Raw genomic sequence first — 22077 nt, 5'->3', positions numbered from 1 at the left:
GCGCCAGAGGACTCTCACCTGACCCATCGACGGCCGGATGGCGCCGGGAACCTTGCCCGGACCCCACTTCCGGTCCTCATGACGAACCTGCTCCGCATGTCAGTACGGGACGTACACGGGGGCTGTGGAGCGATGGAACGGATCGACGACCACCACCATGTATCCGGTGGGGCGGGGGTTGACGGTGCTGTCGCGCACCACCGTCGTCGCGGCGGTGATCGGTACCGGGGGCAGCGCGACGCTCGGGTAGGGCCCGGACGCGAAGAACCGGTAGACCAGCACCTGGTACGGAGCGACCGCGTACCGGTGGGAAATCGGCGCGTTCATCACGACGATCTGGTTGTACCCCTGCCCCGGCAGGACGGTGGCCCGGGGTACGAGTTGGACCTCGGGGGTGAGCATCGTGTTCGCGGGCGGGGACGCCGGTCCCCAGCCCGAGACCTGTGGGCCCGGCTGGGCGCCCGCGATCGAATGGACCTCGCTGCTGACGGGCAGCGCACCCGCCGGCAGGTACGGTTCGGCCGGGTAGCGCGCCTCGGCCAGCCAGGTCAGCCGGACGTACCCGGGAAAACCGGCGGCCGGGCCGTCGACGACGGTGGCCGACCACGTGCCGTCGGAGCCGCGGACGAGCGGGATGCCGCTCTGCACGACGGGCATGTACTCGGGGTCGCTGTTGGCCAGGCGACCGCGCCGCAGCCGGACCTGTGGCGCCTCGGTGAGCCCGGCGAGCAGGTCGTCGCGAAGCCCGGTGGCGGTGATGGTCACGTCCACCCGGCCGTCGCCGCGTGGTCCCACCCGCACGACCGGCGCGGGCGCACGATCCGGCATGGGCACCGCGATCGGGGTGAGCCCGCACGTCTCGAACGCGGTCTCGACACCTGCACTGGTGACCGGAACCACCCGGACGAACTGCACGTTACGCAGCGACCCGGGCAGCCGGTACCTGAAGCGCACGACCCCGTCCGGCTCGGCCCGCAGCGGCGTCGGGGTGACGAGGGTGAACTTGCTCCGATCGGCTAGCTGGCCGGATCGCGCCCAGACCTCGGCCGCCCGCTCGCACCGCTGACCGGTGCCCGTGCCGCCCAGCCTGCGCTCGTCGCCGAGGTACACCCGGTACCCCCACGCGCCGCCGCTCCACTCGAGGCCGAGCTCGCTGTCGCCCATCGGGTCCTGCGCCGAGGAGAAGAGCAGGGTCGGTGCGACGTGCAGCGAGGCGTAGGCCCGCGGGTCGTGCACCGTGCGTTCGACCGTGGCGGGGTTGGACTGCCGGCCGGCCGTGTCGACCAGCTTCGCGATCACGGGGATCGCCGCGGTGTCGCCGACGCCGAGGTCGCGCACCGCCACGGTCGCGACGACCGAGATGGCGCCGGCCGGCACCGGGATCGTGGGCTGTTGCGCGCCGTCCACCCACAGCAGGGCGGAGGCCACCGGCGCCCCGCCGGGGCTGGTCACGTCCTGGGACGGCAGCTCGCCCGGCAGGGTCTGCCCGGGTACACCGATCCGGACGTGCAGCGCGCCGGGCGAGCGCGGCTGGAGCCCGCCGTCCGGGGTGGCGGGTTGGAACTCGGCCTCCACGCTCGGCGTGGGTGGTCCGGCCACGGCCGGCGCCGACGCGGTGAAAACGGTCCGGTTGCCCCACCGGCCGAACTCGTCGGCGCGCCACAGCGCCCAGGAACTGATCGGGCCGGTCGCCGCGAGGTCGGTGACCGAGCCCGCGTCGTTGTTGTGCATGTCCCAGTGGGCGACCATGGCGCGGGCCCGGTCCACCGATCCGACCCGGATCGTGCCGTGCAACGAGACCGTGGTGGGGATCAGCCTGGCCAGGCCGAGCATGCCACCGGCCGCCGGACCGAGCAGTGGGATCCGCTGGGTCCACAGCGGCTCGCCGGTGGTCACCCGCCAGGTGGCCGGCGGCAGAGCGAGCGTGCGCGGGGCGGCGGGCGGGTCCGGCGTGGCCTTCGCCGCGACCGCGGGCACCATCAGCGGTACGGCGGTCCAGCCGTCCGTGGGGTGCGCCGCACGCAACTGGGTCGCCCGCTGCGTGGCCAGCGCCGACAGCCCGGGGTACCGGCTGTACAGTGCGGACACGACGGTAGCCGGCGGCGGGAAGCCGGTGATCAGCGAGCGCAGCGTACCGCCGTCGTTCGCCCGGTCCAGCGGCAGCAGCCACAGTCCCGCGACCATCCACAGAGTGCAGGCCGACGTGCTGGTCGGCGGGCTCACGCGGGTGGCCAGCCCGAGGTGGCGGGCGATGGCCGGATCGACGGCCGCGGCGAGCAGGGCGTTGAGCGGGGAGATCGTGCCGGAGGCGTCGGCGACCGGGCCACCCGCCAGACTGACCCGAGTGTCCAGCGGCGGCGTCGCGGGGTCGGTGAAGGCGCGTGCCAGCCAGTAGTCGAGGCCGGACGGCGCCCCGGCCAGGGCCTGCACCCGGTTCACCTCGTCGGCCGTGGTCAGCGGGACCACCGTGCCGTCCGGGCGGTCCGGGGGGCCCATGCGTTTGGCCGCGCCCTGCTCCACGCGGGTCCGGGCCGCGGTCACCGGGTCGGTCGCCGGATCCGGGACGTACCAGGGGCCGGAGCCGATCGGCAGTCCGAAGGACACCGCCTGGGCGGGGTCGATCGCGATGTACGGCGACTCGGTGCTGACGATCTCGACCAGGGTGACCGCGCCCACCCCGCTGACACGCAGCAGGGTGATGTCGGTGCCGCCGAACTCGTACGACGGCGCGGTGCGGGTGGCCAGCAGTCTGGGTTCGGCGTCGGGGAGCCCGGCGGCCGAATCCAGCACGTCGACCCGGAAGGTGCTGCCGGCCTGGGTGCTCAGCCGCACGTAGCAGCACCGCATCGCCCGGAACGTCCACTGCCAGCCCTGGATCACGAGGTAGTGCACGTCCCCGGCGCTGGTGTGCGAGATGCCGCCGCCGGTGGCGGCGACGGACAGGTCGGGGTTGAGCCACACGTGCTGCGTCGAGATCTCGAGCTTGTCCACTCGGACGTACACCGGCACCACGTCGACGCGGAACGCGGTGAGCGGATGCAGCGGGAACCCGAGCCGTGGTGAGATGTTCACCCGCAGATGGGTCCCGTCGGGCAACCAGGGGTCGCCCGACGTGGTGATCGCCGAGGCGCGCAGCAGGTTGCTCGGGGCCACCGCCGACTGCCCGGCGGCCGCGGGCTGCGCCGCCGGCGGCTGTGCGGCGGCCGGGCTGGTGGCAACCACCGATGCCACGCCACCGGCCACCGCCCCGCCGAGCAGGCTGCGACGCGAGAATCCCTTGTCCGGCATCAGATCTCCTCGGCGAAGCGGGGGGTGGTGCTGCACGAGCAGAAGAGGGGTGTGCTGGCCGTGGTCGTGCCGCCGGTGGCGGACGGGCGGTTCTCCTCGATGTTCAGCCGGAGCCCGTACGAGGGGATCGCGGGTGCGGTCGTGCGCAGCAGTACGCGGCATCCAGAACTGTCCTGCCAGATCTGGGTGAGGGGGTTCGGGGCGCTCAGCGACGCCAGCCGGACCCGGAACGGCGCGTCCCCGTCGGCGCCCGGCTCCCGGCCCAGGTCCGGCCGTTGCAGCGGCTCCGGTGACTCCAGCAGCACCCCGGACAGCAGCCAGCCGGAGCCACTGCGGATCCACAGCGCGCTCGTCCTGGCTCGGGGCGCCGGGCGCAGATCGAGGCCGAGGCCGGACAGCACGGCGGCGAACACGCCGTCGCCGGCTCCGGGGGCAGGCAGCGTGGTGGGCGCGGACACCGCCAGGTCGCCGGCGATGCCGGCGGTACCGGTACTGATGAAGCCCAAATCCGCGAACTGTTCGAGCGGGGAGGCGTAGCGGGAGGTGGTGAACACCACGCCGGGCAGGCCGACACCCCCCGTGGTCTGCCCGAGTCTGCGGAACCAGGTGGCCAGGTCGTAGGTGGCGCTCGGCTCCAGCGACACCCCCGGTACCAGCGACCCACCGATGGTCGGGCGGCGGCAGGCCCCGCTCGATCCCAGCGCCAGCGCGTGCAGCCGCTGGTCGGGTGGGGCGAGTTGCCAGGCCCCGATCAGCGTGACCAGCCGCGCCGTGACCAGGTCGGGCGGTGGGGTGGCCTCCGGTTGGGTGTCGGTTCGGCGCAGCCGCAGCAGGGTGTCGTACCCGTAGCGTGTCGCCAGCGCGGTGATGTGCTTGCGGCTGAAGCTGGCCGCGACCGGGTCGTCGTGGTACCAGAGCCGGGTGCCGTCGCCGGGCACGTAGCCCAGCAGGTACCGCTCGAGGTAGGTCGGGTCGAACCGGTCGACGGTCCGGAAGATGGGCGCGAAGGCGCTGGCCGCGAACTGCGGCGGCGCGCTTGGCGCACTGGATTCCTGGGCGGTGCGGAAGTAGTAGTCCGTGCTCGGCAGGGGCTTCTCGCCCTCCGGACCGCGTACCACCAGCGTGCTGCTGATCTTGTAAAGTGTGCCGGGCTGCAGCAGGTTGGTCCCGTCGTCCAGCGACCGCTCGGCCTCCGCCCGGGCCGCGGCGGCGGCCTGCGCGCGGCTCGCGCCGACGGTGGCCGCGTCGTTCTGCGCCGTCTGGTTGATCCCGCGGACGCCCAGCACCTCGACCCGGTCGCGCGCGTAGTAGTACAGCTGGAAGCCGCGCTCAATCGTGTTCGAGGGCGGGGTGTAGCAGTAGACGCGGGAGTTGGGGTCCGGGGTGAGCGTCTGCGCGCGGGTCCACTCGGTGGAGGTGCTCAGCGAGTACACCCGGATGGTGTCCTCGGTCGTGGTCATTCGCACCCGCAGCCACACCCTGAACCCGGCGATGGGCTCATCGAAGGTGACCTGTGCGAGGGCGAGCATCGGCGCGCCGGTCACGCCGCGCCATTCGCCTTGCAGCGGATACGGCAAGAGCAGCCCGCCGGAGAACGTCCGGTCGGGGGTGGCGGCGGTGGACTGGTGGGGGCCGCCGGGATTGACGGGGGCCGAAAGGCCCACCGAGGCGAACCATGACGCCCGCAGCGGATCGTCGTCCAGGGTGACCGTCACGTGTGCCGCCAGCCGCCCGCGGAAACGGTCGGCCGGCAGTGCCTCCGCCGGAAGGTCCCAGCCCGACGCGGTACGCCTGGCGTCGACGCCGAGCAGCCAGCCGGGTTGGGCGGCCAGCGCCGGCCCGCACAGGCCGCGCAACGGGACCAGGGGGTCCTCCGGCAGGCCCGCGCCGCCGTCGGCCAGGGTCTGCAGCCACGGGATCGGGTCGGTGGACAGCAGGCTGAGCTGCCGCGCGGTGGTCAGCGGATTGGGTGAGTTCTGGTCGGCGGCCGGGATCCACCAGGTGGCGTCCGGGTTGCCCGGCACCGTGGTTTCGCCGTCATCGGTAACGCTGACCATGGTCAGGTGGGTGAGGACGTACTGGTAGCGCAGCTGCGAGGTGCCCGCCTCACCGGTGCTGGGGTGCGGGTCGACCAGCCGGAACGGGCCGATGTCGGTCGGTGCGCCCTCGGTGCGGGGACCGACGCTGAAGGCCAGCACCGGTACCACGTCCGGCCACACCACCGGCGCGTGGTCGGGATCGGTGGCCGCGTCGGCCACCGTGCGGCCGTTGCGGTCCGACAGCGCGACCCCGGTCAGCGGGCTGACCAGCGGGGTCGGCGGCGGCCCGGGGTCGTCACCGAGGTGGAAGTCCACGCAACCGCCGATGGAGAAGAAGGCCAGGTCCACCTCCCCGCAGACGTGGAAGTCGACCAGGTACCGCACACCCGGCCCCACCTGCACGTTCAGCTTCGTGCTCGCGGACACCGAGACCGGGCCGAGGTCCAGCGAACCGGACAGCTGACCCTCGGCGGCCAGGACCAGCGACTGTCCCTGGTCGTCCGGGTAGGGCATGGTGCCGATCCCGGCGACCACCGACGCGGACATCTCCAGGGCCAGTGGGCCGAAGCGCAGGGCGCGGTGCCAGCCGGCGCCCATGCCCACGGAGAAGCCGGCAAGGTCGCGGCCGTCGTCGAACAGGTCGGGCAGGCCGTTGCCCGCGACCATGAAGAACGCCCAGGCGTGCTCGTCGAGGATGTCCGGCAGGATGCTCAGCAGCACCGGTGCGCCCCGGCCGAACTTGTTGTCGCCGCCCACCCGCAGAAACCAGTCCTTGCCGTGGTTGGGGAAGTTCGCGCCGATCGGCACGGTCAGGTCGAGCAGCACCGGTACGTGGTAGCTGCCGCGCAGCCCGATGGTGAGCCCGCTGTCGCCGTACGCGAGACCACCCAGGTAGGTGATCAGGTCGCCGCCGGGCGCGGTGCCGACCTCGCTGAGCTGAGCCCTCGGCGCGAGCAGGGTGCCCTTCAGGCTGGCATTGATGGCCACGTCCGGCACGCTCAGCGCGAACATCGCCCGGGCGGAGAAGGTGAAACCCAGGTCCGGTACGGTGCCCAGCACGGCGCCGATGCCCAGCGTCGTGCTGCCCGGCTCGAAGCGGGTGTCCCCGGCCCGGCGCGGGTCCCAGGACAGCTGCTGGACGACGATGTCATCGCCCGGTGGCAGCGCGATCGCCGTGTTGGCGCCGAAGACGCCCAGGAAGCCGAACACGCCGAGGCCGGTCGGGCCCAACGGCACCGGCCCGGGCAGGTCGATGGCGAACACGACCAGGATCTGGTTGCCGTCTGGCCCGTGGTCGGCGGTCATCAGGTACGCGTCGGCGGCGAGGTTCAGCGGCGGGATGCTCGCCGCCAGCCGGATGTCGGTGATCGGCCGCCCGGTCGTGGCGTCGGTGAGAATCTTGAGCTGGCCCCGCCCCTCGATGACGTCCAGGCCGCCGCCCGCGCCGGGAAAGGCCAGCGTCACGGCGAGCCCGCGCAGGGTGACGTCGAGGGATCCGTTGCTCACGGTGGCCCGGATGGTGGCGCCTTCGACCCGCACCGGACCAAGGTCCAGCGCGAAGGCCAGATCCACCTCGAACCAGTTCGAGCCCTTGCCGGACCGGGTACCCAGCACGTCGAACAGCGATCCGAAGTGCTCGACCTGCCAGCCGCCGGGGTCCTCGACGTCCACCCCGGCGGATCGGTAGTCGAGGGTATAGCGGTCCAGGCCGCTGGCGTCCAGGTCGACCCGCAGCCGTACGCCGTGGAAGCGCGCCCGCATGGGCCGGGCCGGGTCCATGCTCACGCCGAACCCGTTGCCGCCGCCCACGGTGAGCGGCTTGATCACGATGTCGACGCTGTAGTCGACGGTGAAGTCGAACACCGAGGCCGTGGAGTAGCCGATGGTCACGCCGTGCACGACGACCTGACCCTGCTGGGTGAGCACGGTGCTGAGCCCGACCGCGGCCACGAGCAGGTCGTGCAGGACCGCGCCGCTGCCGTCGTCGCCGGGGCGCGGCGGCGGCTTCGGGGTGTCGGCCATGACCGCCGTGGCCAGCGCCGCGGCGGTGATCACCGCCTTCGGCGCCACGGACGAGTCCGGAGTGGCCCGCACGGTGATCAGGCCTTGGTCGCCATCGGCCTCGAGCGCTGCGGTGAACCCCACGACCACCGGGTTCTGCCGGGGGTCGCGGGCGTAGCGGACCCGCATTCGCGTCGGGGCGCCGCCGCCGACGGTCAACTCCTCCCCCACCGCGGGAACCGTCATGCCGTCGATCGGCAGCAACGCGACGATCTCGATGAGCGTGGGCAGGAGGTCACCGAATCCGGTCGCGGCGGGATCCCGCCACTCGACGACGGCGGTCAGCTCGGGACGGCCGTCCGCCGCCGGCACCCGTACCGTCGCCGACGCGTCCACGCCCGCCGGGCTTGTCAATGACAGACTCGCGGTGACCGTGGTGCCGCCGGCGAGCGGGACGCCGCGCGGCACGTACAGCTTCAGCTCCGGGATCGACAGGCCGCGCCACGCCGGATCCAGGCCGTTGGGCGACATCGTCGAGTTGTCGTCGATCAGGATGACGCCGTCGGTGACGCTGATACCGACGCCGGTCGTGCCGAACAGCATCGCCGACGGGCTGAGCCGCACCGTGATCAGATCATCCTCGGCCAACCCCTTCGGCAGCAGCCGCATCCGCGCCGACTGCCCGGCCACCCCCGTCAGCCGCACGACCACTTCGCCGTCCACCCGCAGCCGCCCGGTCACCGGCTCGAGCCAGTCCTGCCGGCTCGCGCCCGTACCACTCGAATGCGGCTCCGCGGGCACGAGCGCCGACGTGGTCGGGAAGTAGAACAGCGCGCCCGTGCCCAGCAGCGCGAGGTCGATGCTCCAGTTGGCCACGGACCCCTGCAGGGTCACCGCCACGGGATGGCCGGTGGCCATGGTGAAGCTGAGGAAGCCGGGCAGCGGCGGGTTCAGCACGACGACGCCGGTGACCACCGTTGCCGACTGGACTGCCACCTGGTCGACCGATCGCAGCACCGTGTCGATGTCCGGCGGGATCACCACCAGAACCGTGAAACCCCGAGAGTCCAGGTAATCCCGCAAGTTCATTTGAAGAATCCCCATTCGGGTTCACAGTGACATGGTCAGGGCGACGCGGCCGCCGACCATCCATCCCGAACGCACGGATGGGTCAGCGTGGGCGTCACAGTCAGAGGGGGGTCGACAGCCGGACGGGTGCGGTTATCCAAGCTCATCTATGACTCATTGATAACACGACCACGGTGTGAATCTCTACTGGCGCCCGGCCGATCGGACCCGCGCTCCCGCACGTCGCAGTCCGACACCAGGGTTGGGTCACCGCGGCGCGGAGGCCGGCTCCCGGACGACGTCTGCGCAGGCCGCAGTCGCGAACCCGGGCGCCCGCACCCGGGGCGCCGGCCCACAACCGGATGCCCAGGCCGTGCCCGATAACGGGTGAAGCCTCATCAGTTACCCGGGAATGCCGTCGATGTGCGACGTGGCACGACGCGTCGAACGCCCCGCCGCACTCGTCGAGCAACCGACGACATCGTTGGGCCGCAGGCGATTCTTGCCGATAGCCGGTGTATCGGGCCGCGTTCGAGAGCCACGGATGGGCGCTGTCGGTGTTCGGTCAGGGCAGGATCTCGATGTACCCGTCGGTTCCGTGCACCCGGATCCGCTGCCCATCGGAGATCAGCCGGGTAGCGTCCACCACACCGACGACGGCCGGCAAGCCGTACTCCCGCGCGATCACCGCGCCGTGAGTCATCACGCCTCCGACCTCCGTCACCAGACCTGCGATGGCGACGAAGAGGGGCGTCCAGCTGGGGTCCGTATACGCCGTGACGAGGATGTCGCCCGGTTTGAGGTCGGCCTGTGCCATGTCCAGGATGACGCGGGCCCGCCCTTCGACGGTCCCCGCGGAGACCGGTAGGCCGGTCAGCGCGCCGGCCGGCACGTCGTCGCGTCGGTACGCCCCGACGATGGCCTCGCCGTCCGAGGTGAGCACCCGGGGCGGCGTGAGCGCTTGATACGACCGGAACGCGTCCTTGCGCTGGCCGATGAGCTGGTCATCCACGCGGTTCGTGCGCACGGTGTCGTGGAGCTCCTGGAACGTGAGGTAGAAGATGTCCTCGTTCTCGTGAAGTACGTGCGCCCGCACGAGGCGCTCGGCTTCTTCCAACAACGCCTGCTTGTACACGAAGTAGCGGCTGACCATGCCGTACTTCGGATACTCCCGGTACCCGATGAAGGTCCGGACCCGGTCGATCATCCGCTTCGTCTCGTCGGCCCTGCTGTTTCCGTCGGGCAGGGCCCGCAAGCGCTCCAGCAGCTCCTGCTCCTTCTTCCACGCCTCCTGCCGCCCCTGCTCGAAGCGCCGCTCGCCGGCTCCCGGCTCGAAGTTCTCGATGTTGCCGAGGATCACCGGCACGAGCGTGGAGGGGCGTTCACTCCACCGCGGCCGCGTGATGTCGATCTCGCCGACACAGCGCATGCCGTACTTGTCGAGCCACGCCTCGATGGCGGCTCGCGCTTCCCGGCCGCCGGCGAGCTTGGGCAGCTCGTCCAGGAAGCCGTCGTCCTCGACGTGCCGCAGGAACGCCACCACGTCCGGATGGGGGCGAATCACGTCAGCAACGTCGAGCAGCGCCAGCCCCATCTCCGACGTGATGTTGTGGGGCACGGACTGCGTGAGCGTGTCCGCCGCGTTCTTCTCGCCCAGCCACGCCTCCAGCCGCTCGTTGAGCCACCACGTGGCCTCCATCGCAGACATGAACACCTGATGGCTTCGCGGATCGAACAGGATGCGCCTCAGCTCCTGGATGTCCGTCCGGATGAACTCGAACAGCGCCTCTCCGGACTTCGTCCGGATGTCGCGTTGCGAGGCGGCGATGGACGCCTCGCTACGCCCGATCAGCTCGGTGACGATGGCCGGATCGGTCTCGATCGGAGCTGACCCGCTGCCAATCAATGGCCTGGGGGGACCCTCGTCGGGCAGCGGCCGGATGAAGCCGTCGCGCTCGAGGATGGTCCGCACCGCGTCCCCGGTCAGTGGATCAGATTTCCCCATCAGCTCCAGGAGGCCTGCGCGGCTCGCCGGCGAGGCCAGCCTCTGGGTGACGTCGACGAACAGGCGGCCGCCGGCCTCGGCCATGGGCGCGGGGGTCGTCATCTGCCAGAAGGAGAGCCCCAGTGGCTTCATGGGATCGGTCATCATCTGCTGATGGCCCACGGAGAGGTAGACGTGGTTCTCCCGGTCGCCGGTCTCCGGAATGGGAAAGAGCGTAGTGATGGGCCGGCTCTGGACGATCTGGAAGCCGTCGTCGCCCAGGCACCATTCGATGTCCTGGGGGCAGCCGAAGTGCGCTTCGATCCGCCGGCCGAGCCGCACGAGCCGCACGACCTGCGGATCCGTCAGCGCCGGCTGCTCCCGCAGCTTCGGGTCGATCGCCTGTTCCCGCGTCCCACCCCCCGGCGAGGCATGAACCGCACGCTGCTTGGCGCCGATCGCCTTGGCGACGACCCCGCCGTCGCGCACCTGGAAGACGTCGGGGTTCACCAGTCCGGAGACCAGGGCCTCGCCGAGGCCGAAGCTGGCCTCCACGGAGGCGACCTTCCGGTTGCCCGTGACGGGGTCGGCCGTGAACAGGATGCCGGCCGCCTGCGGGAAGACCATCTCCTGCACGACGACGGCCATCTGGACCGCACGGTGGTCGATGCCGTTGCGCTGGCGGTAGGTCACGGCCCGCTCGGTGAACAGCGACGCCCAGCACCGGCTGACGTGCTGAAGGATCGCCGCCGGACCCACGACGTTCAGGTACGTGTCCTGCTGGCCAGCGAAGGAGGCCGCCGGCAGGTCCTCTGCCGTCGCACTGGATCGAACGGCGTACGCGGCTTGGTCGCCGAGCTGAGCGAGCGCGCGGGCGATCACTGCCGCGAGATCGCTCGGGATGGCGATCCCTTCGATGGTCCGCCGGATCTCGGCGCTCAGCGTGCGGATCGCCTCCCGGTCGTCCGGCTTCAGCCGCGACAGCTGATCGAGCCGACCGTCGATCGACCGCGCCTCCGCCATGACCCGCCGGAAGGCGTCCGTCGTCACGCAAAAGCCGACCGGGACGTGGATCCCGTCGATCCGCGACAACTCCCCCAGGTGCGCACCCTTGCCGCCGACGACCGCGATCTGCGTCTTGTCGATCTCTTGGAGGCCCGTCACGTACTGCGTGCTCATCGCGATACCTCCGAGGTAGCCGTGCTCTCTCTTACACCCGCACGTCCCGCGCCGAGCGCCCGCAACCGTACCGCCGGTCCCACCAGCGGTCCGACGTCACCGCGTCCCTCATAGGTCGATAACAACACACGCACGCAGTGTCCCCGTGTCTTCGTCCGTTCTTGGTCCGGCCGACGATTCTGCAGCACAACCGGGGTCTTGCGGCAAGCCCCCCAGCCTGCTATATGTTAGAAGTGGCAGGGAGAGAGATCTCTTTGCCTTCCTTTTTTGTCGTCCGCTGCGGGCTGACGTCCCTCTCGTGAGGCGGCGGCGCGCTCCGTACGGCTCCCGGCGCCGACCAGATCCTCGACTTTGTGCGCCTCTCACAGCGGCCGGCGCGTCGACGCCTGGCAACGCCGCTGAAGGGGCAGCTCGCCCGCGCGCTGGCACCGCCGGAAGAAGCTACGGGCTCTTCGAGTGGAAGATCAACATAACGATCAGCTGGCGCCAGTCAGCCGTCCACTCGCCCCATCCGCGCCGGGCGGCGGCAGCGGTGGCGCTCGCCGGATCCCGCCGGCGGGCGCCACCATTGTGGCTGGCATCAGCAGCTCGAGCACCTGGTTCACCGTACGCCGCCTGAGGGTACACAGCAGACAGCACCCATGGAAGCGTGCGCGACCGGGCCGACACGCAACGCGTCAGTGTCGCTCGTGGGCATCTGCGATACCTCCCCCGAGCGGCGAACTGGTCAGGACTTGAAACCGAGCGGCAGGTACGTGTCGACGTTGGACTTGGTGATGGTCTCCGAGGTGAGCACGATCTGTTTGGGCACCTGGAGTTCGACGAGGTCACTCATGCCCTTGCCCTGTACGATGAGCCGCGCCAGCGAGATGGCCGAGGAGGCCATCGTCGGTGGGTAGGTGACGGTCGCCTCCAATGGCGTGTCGCCGTTCTTGATGTGTTCCATCGCGTCAAGCGAGCCGGCACCGCCGACCATGAAGAATTCCTTGCGGGCGGCTTGTTTGATGGCCGCGAGTACACCGACGCCCTGGTCGTCGTCGTGGTTCCAGATCGCGTCGATGTGCTGCGCCGCCTGGAGTAGGTTGGCGGTGACGTCCTGTCCACTCTGGACGGTGAACTGGGCGGCCACGCGGTTGCTCACCTTGAGCCCGTACTGCGCCAGGCCATCCTTGAAGCCCCGAGAACGGTCCTGGGTCAGCGGTAGGTTATCGATGCCGGCGATCTCCGCGACGACCGGGTTGGCATGACCTTTGAGCTTCGCTCCGATGTACTGCCCGGCGGCCAGTCCCATGCCGTAGTTGTCGCCCTTGATCAGCAGTCGGGCGGCGCCGGCGTCGGAGAATTCGCGATCCAGGTTGACGACCTGAATTCCGGCTGCCATGGCGGCCTTGCCGGTCGCGGTCAGTTGGGCACCGTCCTGGGGCAGCAGCACGATGACGTCGGGCTTCTGCTGGATCAGGGTCTGCAGCGCGGCTATCTGGGCGGGCGCGTCGGCGCCGGCGTCGACCTGGCTGAACTTGACGTCTTTGTAGAGGGCGGCCTGCTTCTTGGCGTTGTCGGTGATGGCCCGGATCCAGCCATGGTCGGCGGCCGGGGCGGAGAAGCCGATGGTGACGGTCTTACCGGCGGCGGCGTTGTCTCCCCCGGTCACCTTGGTCTGCCCTGTGTCGTTGTTGGTGCTGTTGTCCGCGTTCGAGGTGCACCCGGCCAGCAGTGCGCCGGCGCCTGCCGCCGCGCCACCGATCAGTAGTGAGCGCCGGGATGTCCCGTCCGGGAAACGCTTCATGATGAACTCCTGGAATGGTTGGACGGTCTGCGGAAATGGCGGCCTGGACATCCGTCGCAGATGACGGGTGCCAGGGTTGGTAGGCAGCTGTGATGTAGGTCAGGCGCCGGGAGGCACCGGCCGCCGCAGCGCGGCGACCCGGAACTGCTGAATGATGACCGCGGCGACAATGATGACGCCCTGCGCGATCTGCTGGTACTCGGTCTGCAGGTTCTTCACGATGAAGAGGTTGTAGATCTGGGTGAACACGAGCACGCCGAGCACCGAGCCCACGATCGTGCCTCGTCCGCCCGTCAACGCCGTACCGCCGATGATGGCCGCGGCGATCGCGTTGAGCTCGTACAAGTTGCCGTGGTCGGACGAGCCCGCGGTGGCCTGCGCGGTCACCATCACCGCCGCGACCCCGCAACACAATCCGGACAGGGTGTAGACCAGCAGGGTGTGCCGGCGAATGTTGATACCGGCCAGCCGAGCCGCTTCGGCGTTGCCGCCGATCGCCACCGTGCGGCGACCGAACGTGGTCCGGTTGAGCAGCACCCACGCCAGCACCGCGACCACCACGAAGATGATGACCAGCAATGGGATGCCCAACGGCCGCCACTCGGCGATCCGATTGAACGAGGCCACTTTTACGATCTGGGTCAGCTTTCCGGAGATCTTCTGCGCCAGCCCGCGCGCCGCCACCATGGTGGCCAGCGTGGCGATGAACGGCACCATCCGCCCGTACGAGATGAGGATCCCGTTGACGAGGCCGGAGACCGCGCCGACCACCAGCGCGGCGAGGATCATCACGCCCGGCCCGTAGCTTTGGGTCGCGACCGTCGTGGACCACACGCTGGCCAGCGCCAACAGCGCCCCAACCGACAGGTCGATGCCGCCACTGATCATCACGAAGGTCATGCCGATGGTGATGACACCGATGCTGGACGCCTGGGTCAGGACGGTCAGCTCGTTGGACCACAACCGGCCGCCGTGCAGGAAGATGTCCGGCCGGGCCAGCGCACCGACCAGGTAGAGCAGGACGAGCACCCCGACCAGGCCGAGATTGCGCCGCACCGGCTCGCCGCCGTCCCCGCGCCACCAACCGGTGTCCTTCGCCGACGCTGCCGCGGGCGACGCCACATCGATCACGAGAGGTCTCCTTCCACCTGCGCTCCGGAAAGCAGCGATCCCGCCATGACGAGATCGAGAACGGCGTGCTCGTCCAGCTCCGACGCCGCCGCCTCGTGGATCACACGGCCCTCCCGCATGACCAGTACCCGGTCGGCCAGACCGAGCACCTCGGGCACCTCGCTGGAGACCAGCAGCACCCCGACCCCGTCATCGGCTAGTCGGCGGATGACCCCGTACAGCTCGGCCCGGGCGCCGACGTCCACGCCTCGGGTCGGCTCGTCCAACAGCAGCAGCCGGGTTCCGGAGCGCCGGCCGGTGCCGCCGCGCAGCAACCACCGGGCCAGCACCACCTTCTGCTGGTTGCCACCGGACAGCGTGCGCACCGGCCGGCGAACGTCGGGTGGCACCAACCGGAGTTCGCCGGTGACCCGGGCCGCTTCGGCCCGCTCCCGAGCCGCGTCGGTGAAGCCCGCCCGGGCCAACCGCCCGAACGCGGCCAGCGTCACGTTGCGGTACACCGGCTCGCTCAACAACAACGCCTGGCTCTTGCGCTCCTCCGGCGCCATGCCAACCCCGGCGCGCACCGCCGCCCGCACGCTTCCGGCCCGCACCGCGTGACCGTCGATGCGCACCGTACCGGTGTGTGCGCGGCGCGCGCCATAGACGGTCTCCAGCAACTCGGAGCGGCCGGACCCGACCAGCCCGGCGATGCCCACGATCTCTCCGGCGTGGACGGTCAGGGAGATATCGGAGAACTCGCCGGGCCGGCTGAGCGCGGAGACTTCCAGCAGCGCCGAGGCTGCCGCGACGGGCGGGCGCTGCGGCCTGGGCGGGAACACGTATTCGATCGCCCGGCCGGTCATGTGTCCGACCAGCTCTCGGGTCGAGGTGGTCGCGGCCGGAAGGTTCGCCGCCGAGGTGCGCCCGTCCTTGAGTACGGTGACCCGGTCACCGATCTCTCGGATCTCCTCCAACCGGTGGGAGATGTATACCACCGCGATCCCCCGGGCCGTCAGACCGCGAATGACCCGGAACAGGTTGGCCACCTCGTCGTGTGCCAGCACCGCGCTGGGCTCATCCATCACCAGCAGTCGGGCCTGGTGCGACAGCGCCCGCCCCATACTGACGATCTGCTTCGCCGCCGCCGGCAGGCTGCCGACCAACCGACCCGGCGGGATCTCCGGATGGCCCAACTGCGCGAGGATCGAACGCGTTCGTCGCTGCCCGGGGCCGCGATGTACGAACCCCGCGGTACGCGGTTCATGGCCCAGAAACACGTTCTCCGCCACCGTCAGATCGTCGACCAGGTCCAGCTCCTGGTAGATGGTCGCGATCCCGGTTCGCATCGACGCCTGCGGACTGGGGAACGCCACCGGCTGGCCGTCCCAGACGATCGCACCGGCGTCCGGGCGGTGCACCCCGGCCAACACCTTGATCAGGGTGGACTTTCCGGCCCCGTTCTGCCCGAGCAGGCAGTGCACCTCCCCCGCCACGACCTCGAGGTCCACGCCGTCCAACGCTCGAACCCCCGGGAATGTCTTCACTACTCCCGTCAGACGAAGCAGGGGTGTCGTCTCGTCCGCCGAGCGGACGGGCGCCGAACCCGCCGGGGCATCACTCATCATCACTCCAGACCGCCGTAGGCCAACTCGCTGGCCAACACCGCCGCGCCGACCACCCCGGCCCGCGGCCCCAGTTCCGACATCACGATCGGCAGGTTGCCCGTGGCCAGCGGAAGCGAACGCCGGTACACCACGCTGCGGATCTCGGCGAGCAACGCATGACCCAACCCGCACAGCCCGCCACCGATCACAATCATCGACGGGTTGATGAAGCTGACCAGACCCGCCAACGCGGTACCGACCAGATGCCCACCATCGCGAATCAAGCGCACACACGTCGAATCACCGGCGGCGGCGCCGTCGGCGACATCCCGCGCGTCCACCGAGCCGTTGCTGTTCAACCGCTGCGCCAGGGCCGGCGACGTACCGGACCGCGCCACCGCCAACGCGTCCCGGGCCAACGCGTTGCCGCTGAACACTGCCTCCAGGCACCCGAGATTGCCGCAGGAGCACACCTGGCCGTGCCCGTCCATTTGCATGTGCCCGATGTCCCCGGCACACCCGTCGGTCCCGCGGTACACCTCACCGCCGAGGTAGATCCCGCAGCCGATACCCGTACCGAGCTTCAGGAACAGCAGGTTACCCACGGATCGCGCCACGCCGCCGTACCGCTCACCGATGGCCATGATGTTCACGTCGTTGTCCACCACTACCGGACAACCGTGCTCCCGGCTGAGCAGGTCCCGCACCGGATACCGGTCCCAGCCCGGCATGATGGGCGGAGACACCGGAACCCCGTCACGGAAGCTGACCGGCCCCGGCACCCCGATGCCGATCGCTTGCAGCCGCTGGTACGCACCCTGCGCCTGCAGCTTCTCCAGGATCTCGTTCACCCGGTGGAGCACGACCTTCGGGCCCGATCGAATGTCAGCCGGCTCCGCATGGGCCGCGACCGGCTCCAACCGGCCGTCGGTGATCTCCACATCGATCGATGACGCGCCCAGGTCGATGGCCGCCAGCCGGATGTCCGGGGACAGTTCGACCAGTGTGGACCTTCGACCTCCGCGCGATGCCGCGGGCCCTGCCTCTCGTACCAGGCCGCCGGAGACCAACGCCGAGATCTCCGCCATCACCCGTGCTCGCGGCTCGGCCAACCGGTCTGCCAACTCGGCACGCGACAAGGCCCCGCGATCGCGCAGCAGGCTCAGTAGCCGAAGCGGCAACAGGTTCGGCACTAGCGGCAGATCAGAGAGGACCATCCGCAGCTCCAACATTGAAGTTACGGCGGACTCTAGGAAATCATTGCCAGCATGTAAAGACCTTTGCATGATTCAATTTGAACTTTTACGAATATGAACGAAAGTAGGACCGATGGGCGGCAATCTGGGGCCCGCGCGTACCCCAGAAGCTGGGGCAAACGGCACGCCCCTTGCTCGGCGCCGCCGACGGCCAGCCTCTCGGGGCGGCGATTCCTCGAAGACGAAGCCTGCCGATGACCCGGCGAGGTCAGCTATGACCGGGAGCCAGGGGCGATGATATTGGTCAATGCTTTGCGCACATGAAGCAACCCCGGGACGGGTTCACATCTGATTGATGACTGCGAATTACCCGCTATTCGGGGAGCGGACGGTCGGCGACGACATGCTTCATCACGAGCGTGGAGGTCAGACGCTCGACTCCCGGCAACCTGGCCCTTCACAGTTGAGGGCGTGGTCGCTGTTGGATGGTGGCTGGCGCGCCGGTCCACCTGGCGGTGGGTGCGCGACGACCAGGAGGCAGCGACTAACCGGACACGGATGACGAACTGACCTGTTCACGCCTCGAACGCCCGGCGCGCGCACGCGGATGCCGCTTCGGTGCCAGGCCGCCGTACGACGCTGACGGGCGGTCCGGCCGTGATGAAGGGCACTTCGCCCCGAGATCGTTGACAGCGCAACAATTAGCCATGATTCTTGACTCGGCAAATAAATTTGCCGAGTCGGGCGGGGCGGACACCCTCGGGTGGCCGGCACCTCCACCCGATCCCTCACCAGTACCTGGAGTGTTGTTTTGAGCGGCACGAAGCTCACCATCATCTACTACTCGTCCACCGGCACAGTGCACGCGATGGCGCAGCGGCTGGCCGCGGCCGGCGAGAAGGCCGGCGCCGAGGTGCGCCTGCGCCAGGTCGCCGAGCTCGCCCCGGCCGAGGCCATCGCCTCGAACGCGGCGTGGAGCCAGCACTTCGACACCACCAAGAACGAGCTGAAGGCGACCGCCGACGACGTCGTATGGGCCGACGCCGTGCTGTTCGGCTCGCCGACCCGTTACGGCAACATCACCAGCCAGCTCAAGCAGTTCATCGACACCCTCGGCCCGCAGTGGGCCCAGGGCCTGCTGGCCAACAAGGCGTACGCCGGTTTCACCTCCACCTCGACGGCGCACGGCGGCCAGGAGTCCACGCTGCTCGCGCTCTACAACACCATTTACCACTTCGGTGGCATCCTGGTCCCGCCGGGCTACACCGACCCGTCGAAGTTCGTGGACGGCAACCCCTACGGTGTCTCCCACGTCACCGGCGGTGCCGGCGAGTTCCCGCTGACCGACGTGCAGTTCACCGCCCTGGACCACCTGGCGACCCGGCTGGTCACCATCGCCGGGCAGCTCAAGGCTGGCGCCAACGCCTGACCGGCGCGGCCGCAGTAGGCGGGGCCGCCCGACCGACCGGTCGGGTGGCCCCGCCGTTTTTTCGCCCCGTGCCGCCGCAGCGACGCCTGGTACCGGCACGTCACCCTTGCCATGTCGACGCATGCTTCTCCGGCCGTGACCGCGCAATCAGCAACACCGCGGCCGGCCCGATCGAGTTGCTCTCATCCCCCGCGCTCTCGGCGAGGTTCGACGTCTCGTGATGATGGATGTGGAGGTCGCGGGCGGGGGCGGGATCGACGCTCGTCACGACGAACTGGACTTGCTGCTGGCACCGTTCCGCCAGGCGTCCAACGACGCGCGGCGGCTTCTGGGCGAGCTGCGCTTCGACGCCGGCCCCCGCTACCGGGTCGCGAGGGGCTCGACCACTGGTTCCGGTGGCGTCCGACAGATGAGGCCGCCGTGGGTGTTTTGACGACTGGTGTGTGTTCATTGCCAGTTCCTCTGGAGGTCACCGTCAGGTGCGGGCCTTGACGTCAGGGGCCGAGAGAGTCGTGATCATGAACCATCATTTGCTGCGGTGGGGCATCGCTGCGACGGTACTCACGGGCGGGTTGACCGGCCTGGGGTTCACCGTTGGCAGATCCGCTTCCGCCGCCCCGGACAACGTGGGTGCGACGGTGGACGCCGTGGTAACGCAACCCGCGACAGGGACGCTGACCCAGGTGTCGAGTGACTTCGCCGCTCCAGTCGGGGTGTCCGCCTTCAACGGCACCGTGTACATGTCGAACACCAGCGAAAACCAGGTGACGGAGCTTAATTCCCAGACGGGGGTGTCCAATCCGTTCGCGGGGCTGTTCACGGGGGTCGGCGAGAGCGGGGACGGCGGTCCGGCGAGCGCGGCCACGTTGAACCAGCCGATGGGCACCGCTGAGGACGCGGCAGGCAACGTCTACATCGCCGATACCCGGGACAACGTGATCCGCGAGGTCGACGCGTCTACCGGAATCATCGCCCGCTTCGCCGGCTCCGGAAAGGCCGGGGACAAGAAGCCCAGCGGTAAGGGGGTCAAGGCCCAGTTCTACGCCCCGCAGGCCGTCGCGGTCGACGCCGCCGGGGATGTGTTCGTCGCCGACACCGGCAACAACCGGGTGGACGAGGTACTGCCCAACGGTAAAATCGTCGGCTTCGCCGGCACTGGTAAGCCCGGTTACGCCGGGGACCGCGGCAAGGCCACCAAGGCGAAGTTGAACCAGCCGACCGGGTTGGCCATCGACGGTGCCGGCGACGTTTACATCGCCGATGCGGGCAACGACGTCATCCGCCGGGTCGACGCCAAGACCGGCAAGATCTCCACAGTGGCCGGCGATTTCGAAGCCGACCAGGCCGACGACGGCGTGGGTGGTTTCAGCGGTGACGGCGGCCCGGCTACCTCGGCCCGGCTGTACGACCCCGAAGGCGTGGCGTTGGACTCGGCGGGCGACCTGTTCATAGCCGACCGGTTGAACAACGCCATTCGCGAGGTCACCCCCGACGGGAACATCTTCACCGTGGTCAACCAGGCGGCCACCGCGGGTGCGGCTCCGGCCGCCGGCAAAGAGACCAACGGGCCGGCGACGAACTCCAAGCTCAACGGCCCCACCGCGGTCGCCGTCGACAACTCCAACGGCACCCTCTGGATCGCCGACACCTCCAACGGCCGGATCTCGAAGGTGACCGGACTGGCCCAGTCCGGCACCGGCGCCGGCCCGGTCGCTCCGTGACCTCTGCCGGTCACCGACCGCTAGGACAACAAGAGACAAAGGATCATTCCGTGACGGAAGAACGCAACGAATCGTTCGCTTCCAAGCCGTGGCATGCGAAGATCTCCCGCCGCGGGTTCATCGGTACCGGGCTCGCCCTCGCCGGTGCCGCCGGCTTCAACGGGTACCTGCCCGACAGCCTTCTGCAGGCTGCCTCAGCCTCGGCTGCCACCAAGAAGGGCAGCTTCGATCTGAGCCAGGTCAAGCACGTGGTGTTCTTGATGCAGGAGAACCGCAGCTTCGACCACTACTTCGGGGCCTACCCCGGCGTGGCCGGCTTCTCCGACCGGCACGCCATCCGTCTGCCGAATGGCAATTCGGTGTTCCAGCAGCCCGACCCGGCTAATCCCGACGGCTACCTGGAACCGTTCCACCTCGACACGGTCAACACCGGGGCTACCACCGTGCACTCGCTCGACCATGGTTGGGAAGCCCAGCACGCTTCGTGGAACTTCGGGGCGATGGACGGCTGGCTGGCCGCCCACATGGCGCAGGACGGCCCGATCAATGGGCAGTACACGATGGGCTATTACACCCGGGACGACCTCCCCTTCCACTGGGCGCTGGCCGATACGTTCACCCTTGGTGACCACTACCACTGCTCGGTGCTCGGTCCCACCACCAGCAACAGGATCTTCTGGCAGAACGGCACCATCGACCCCCAGGGCCTCGGTGGTGGACCCATCCTCGATACGACCACCAGTCCGGTCCAGACGTACGAGAGCGGCGCGGCGACGCTGTTCAAGGCCGGGATCAGTTTCAAGTTCTATGCCGTGCCCGAGAACGGCAACAACACCTGGGGACGTTTCGCGGACGTCCAGAACGGTCCGGCCGCCCTGACGCTTCCCGCGACCGGGATCGGGACCCTGTTCGGGGACGGCACCCCGGGGGGTATCGGCGACCCTGCCAATCCCACGCCGGCAACCGACCCCGCGCATCCTTTCGAGGAGGACTGCGCCAACGGCGTCCTGCCCGACGTGTCGTTCCTCCACCCGGGCCTGCGGCAGGAGCACCCGTCGAACACGCCGCCCCAGGCCGCCCTCGGCGCTCAGCAGATCGCCGAGAAACTCGACGCCCTGGCGTCCAACGAGGAACTGTGGAACACGACGGTGTTCGTTCTCGTCTACGACGAGAACGACGGCTTCTTCGACCATGTCCCACCGCCCGTCCCGAACAAGGCCGAATTCCCCGAGGAATTCGTGACCAAGGTGTCTTCGCAGGGCACCGGCACCATCGGCGGAGGCTGGCCGGTCGGCGGCGGGTTCCGGGTACCGTGCACCATCATTTCCCCGTGGACCATCGGCGGGAACATCTTCTCCGGCATCTCGGACCACACGTCGTGCCTGCAGTTCATCGAGGCAGTCGCCGCTGCCGGAGGCCTGTCCGGTCGAGGGCCGATCACGTTCCCCAACATCAGTCCGTGGCGGCGCCAAACCTTCGGCGACCTCACCGGCGCCCTGATCCCGGGCAGTCCTCGACCGGCACCGACCAGCCCCGAGTTCGACCCGGCCAACCGGGCGGCGTTCGTCTCGGCCCGCACCGCATCGGCCAAACTGCCGCTGCCCCCGCTCCCCGGACAGCACCAGAGCATGCCGAAACAGCCGAAGAAGTAGCCGCCCCGGGCTCCCGG

At 69.6% G+C, this 22077-nt stretch carries 11 protein-coding genes; 3 read left to right on the top strand and 8 right to left on the bottom strand.

Going from position 1 to position 22077, the window contains the following annotated elements; all coding sequences use genetic code 11:
* Positions 1-99 precede the first annotated feature (99 nt).
* The 7 genes from ABEA87_RS06340 to ABEA87_RS06310 all read right to left on the bottom strand — a co-directional run bounded on the left by ABEA87_RS06340 (position 100) and on the right by ABEA87_RS06310 (position 17279).
* Positions 100-3288 carry a hypothetical protein gene (locus tag ABEA87_RS06340; protein WP_345626940.1) on the bottom strand — a complete coding sequence of 1063 codons (3189 nt, stop codon included), beginning with the start codon at positions 3286-3288 and terminating at the stop codon, positions 100-102.
* Complete coding sequence (locus ABEA87_RS06335; protein WP_345626938.1) at positions 3288-8417, bottom strand: hypothetical protein; 5130 nt, start codon at positions 8415-8417, stop codon at positions 3288-3290. The genes ABEA87_RS06340 and ABEA87_RS06335 overlap by 1 nt, the downstream gene beginning before the upstream one ends.
* A gap of 544 nt (positions 8418-8961) precedes the next feature.
* Entirely contained in the window at positions 8962-11559 is a 2598-nt protein-coding gene (gene rph / locus ABEA87_RS06330; RefSeq protein WP_345626936.1) for a rifamycin-inactivating phosphotransferase, read from the bottom strand.
* Between the two features lie 727 nt (positions 11560-12286).
* The gene (locus tag ABEA87_RS06325) at positions 12287-13345 is read right to left on the bottom strand and encodes a substrate-binding domain-containing protein (protein WP_345626935.1); all 1059 of its coding nucleotides are present in this window, start codon (positions 13343-13345) and stop codon (positions 12287-12289) included.
* A gap of 99 nt (positions 13346-13444) precedes the next feature.
* A complete protein-coding gene (locus tag ABEA87_RS06320; protein ID WP_345626933.1) occupies positions 13445-14476 on the bottom strand; it encodes an ABC transporter permease in 1032 nt (343 codons plus the stop codon).
* Positions 14473-16080 (bottom strand): sugar ABC transporter ATP-binding protein, encoded by a 1608-nt coding sequence (locus ABEA87_RS06315; protein WP_345626931.1) that lies wholly within the window; start codon positions 16078-16080, stop codon positions 14473-14475. Before ABEA87_RS06315 ends, ABEA87_RS06320 begins: the two co-directional genes overlap by 4 nt.
* Positions 16081-16082: 2 nt before the next feature.
* Positions 16083-17279 carry an ROK family protein gene (locus ABEA87_RS06310; protein WP_345626929.1) on the bottom strand — a complete coding sequence of 399 codons (1197 nt, stop codon included), beginning with the start codon at positions 17277-17279 and terminating at the stop codon, positions 16083-16085.
* A gap of 790 nt (positions 17280-18069) precedes the next feature.
* Between ABEA87_RS06310 and wrbA the strand changes: the two genes are divergently transcribed.
* Positions 18070-18687, top strand: coding sequence for an NAD(P)H:quinone oxidoreductase (gene wrbA, locus ABEA87_RS06305; protein ID WP_345626927.1), 618 nt, complete (start codon positions 18070-18072; stop codon positions 18685-18687).
* A gap of 100 nt (positions 18688-18787) precedes the next feature.
* Here wrbA and ABEA87_RS06300 read toward each other — a convergent pair whose 3' ends face one another.
* Positions 18788-19138 (bottom strand): hypothetical protein, encoded by a 351-nt coding sequence (locus tag ABEA87_RS06300; RefSeq protein ID WP_345626925.1) that lies wholly within the window; start codon positions 19136-19138, stop codon positions 18788-18790.
* Between the two features lie 67 nt (positions 19139-19205).
* Between ABEA87_RS06300 and ABEA87_RS06295 the strand changes: the two genes are divergently transcribed.
* Entirely contained in the window at positions 19206-20408 is a 1203-nt protein-coding gene (locus ABEA87_RS06295) for an NHL domain-containing protein (protein WP_345626923.1), read from the top strand.
* 50 nt (positions 20409-20458) lie between these two features.
* The gene (locus ABEA87_RS06290; RefSeq protein WP_345626921.1) at positions 20459-22060 is read left to right on the top strand and encodes an alkaline phosphatase family protein; all 1602 of its coding nucleotides are present in this window, start codon (positions 20459-20461) and stop codon (positions 22058-22060) included.
* Positions 22061-22077 lie beyond the last annotated feature (17 nt).

Origin of the sequence: Rugosimonospora acidiphila (genome assembly GCF_039543385.1) — a bacterium.
GTDB lineage: Bacteria > Actinomycetota > Actinomycetes > Mycobacteriales > Micromonosporaceae > Rugosimonospora > Rugosimonospora acidiphila.
Note: the sequence above shows the minus strand (reverse complement) of the source record. Positions and strands in the feature narration are given on the sequence as shown.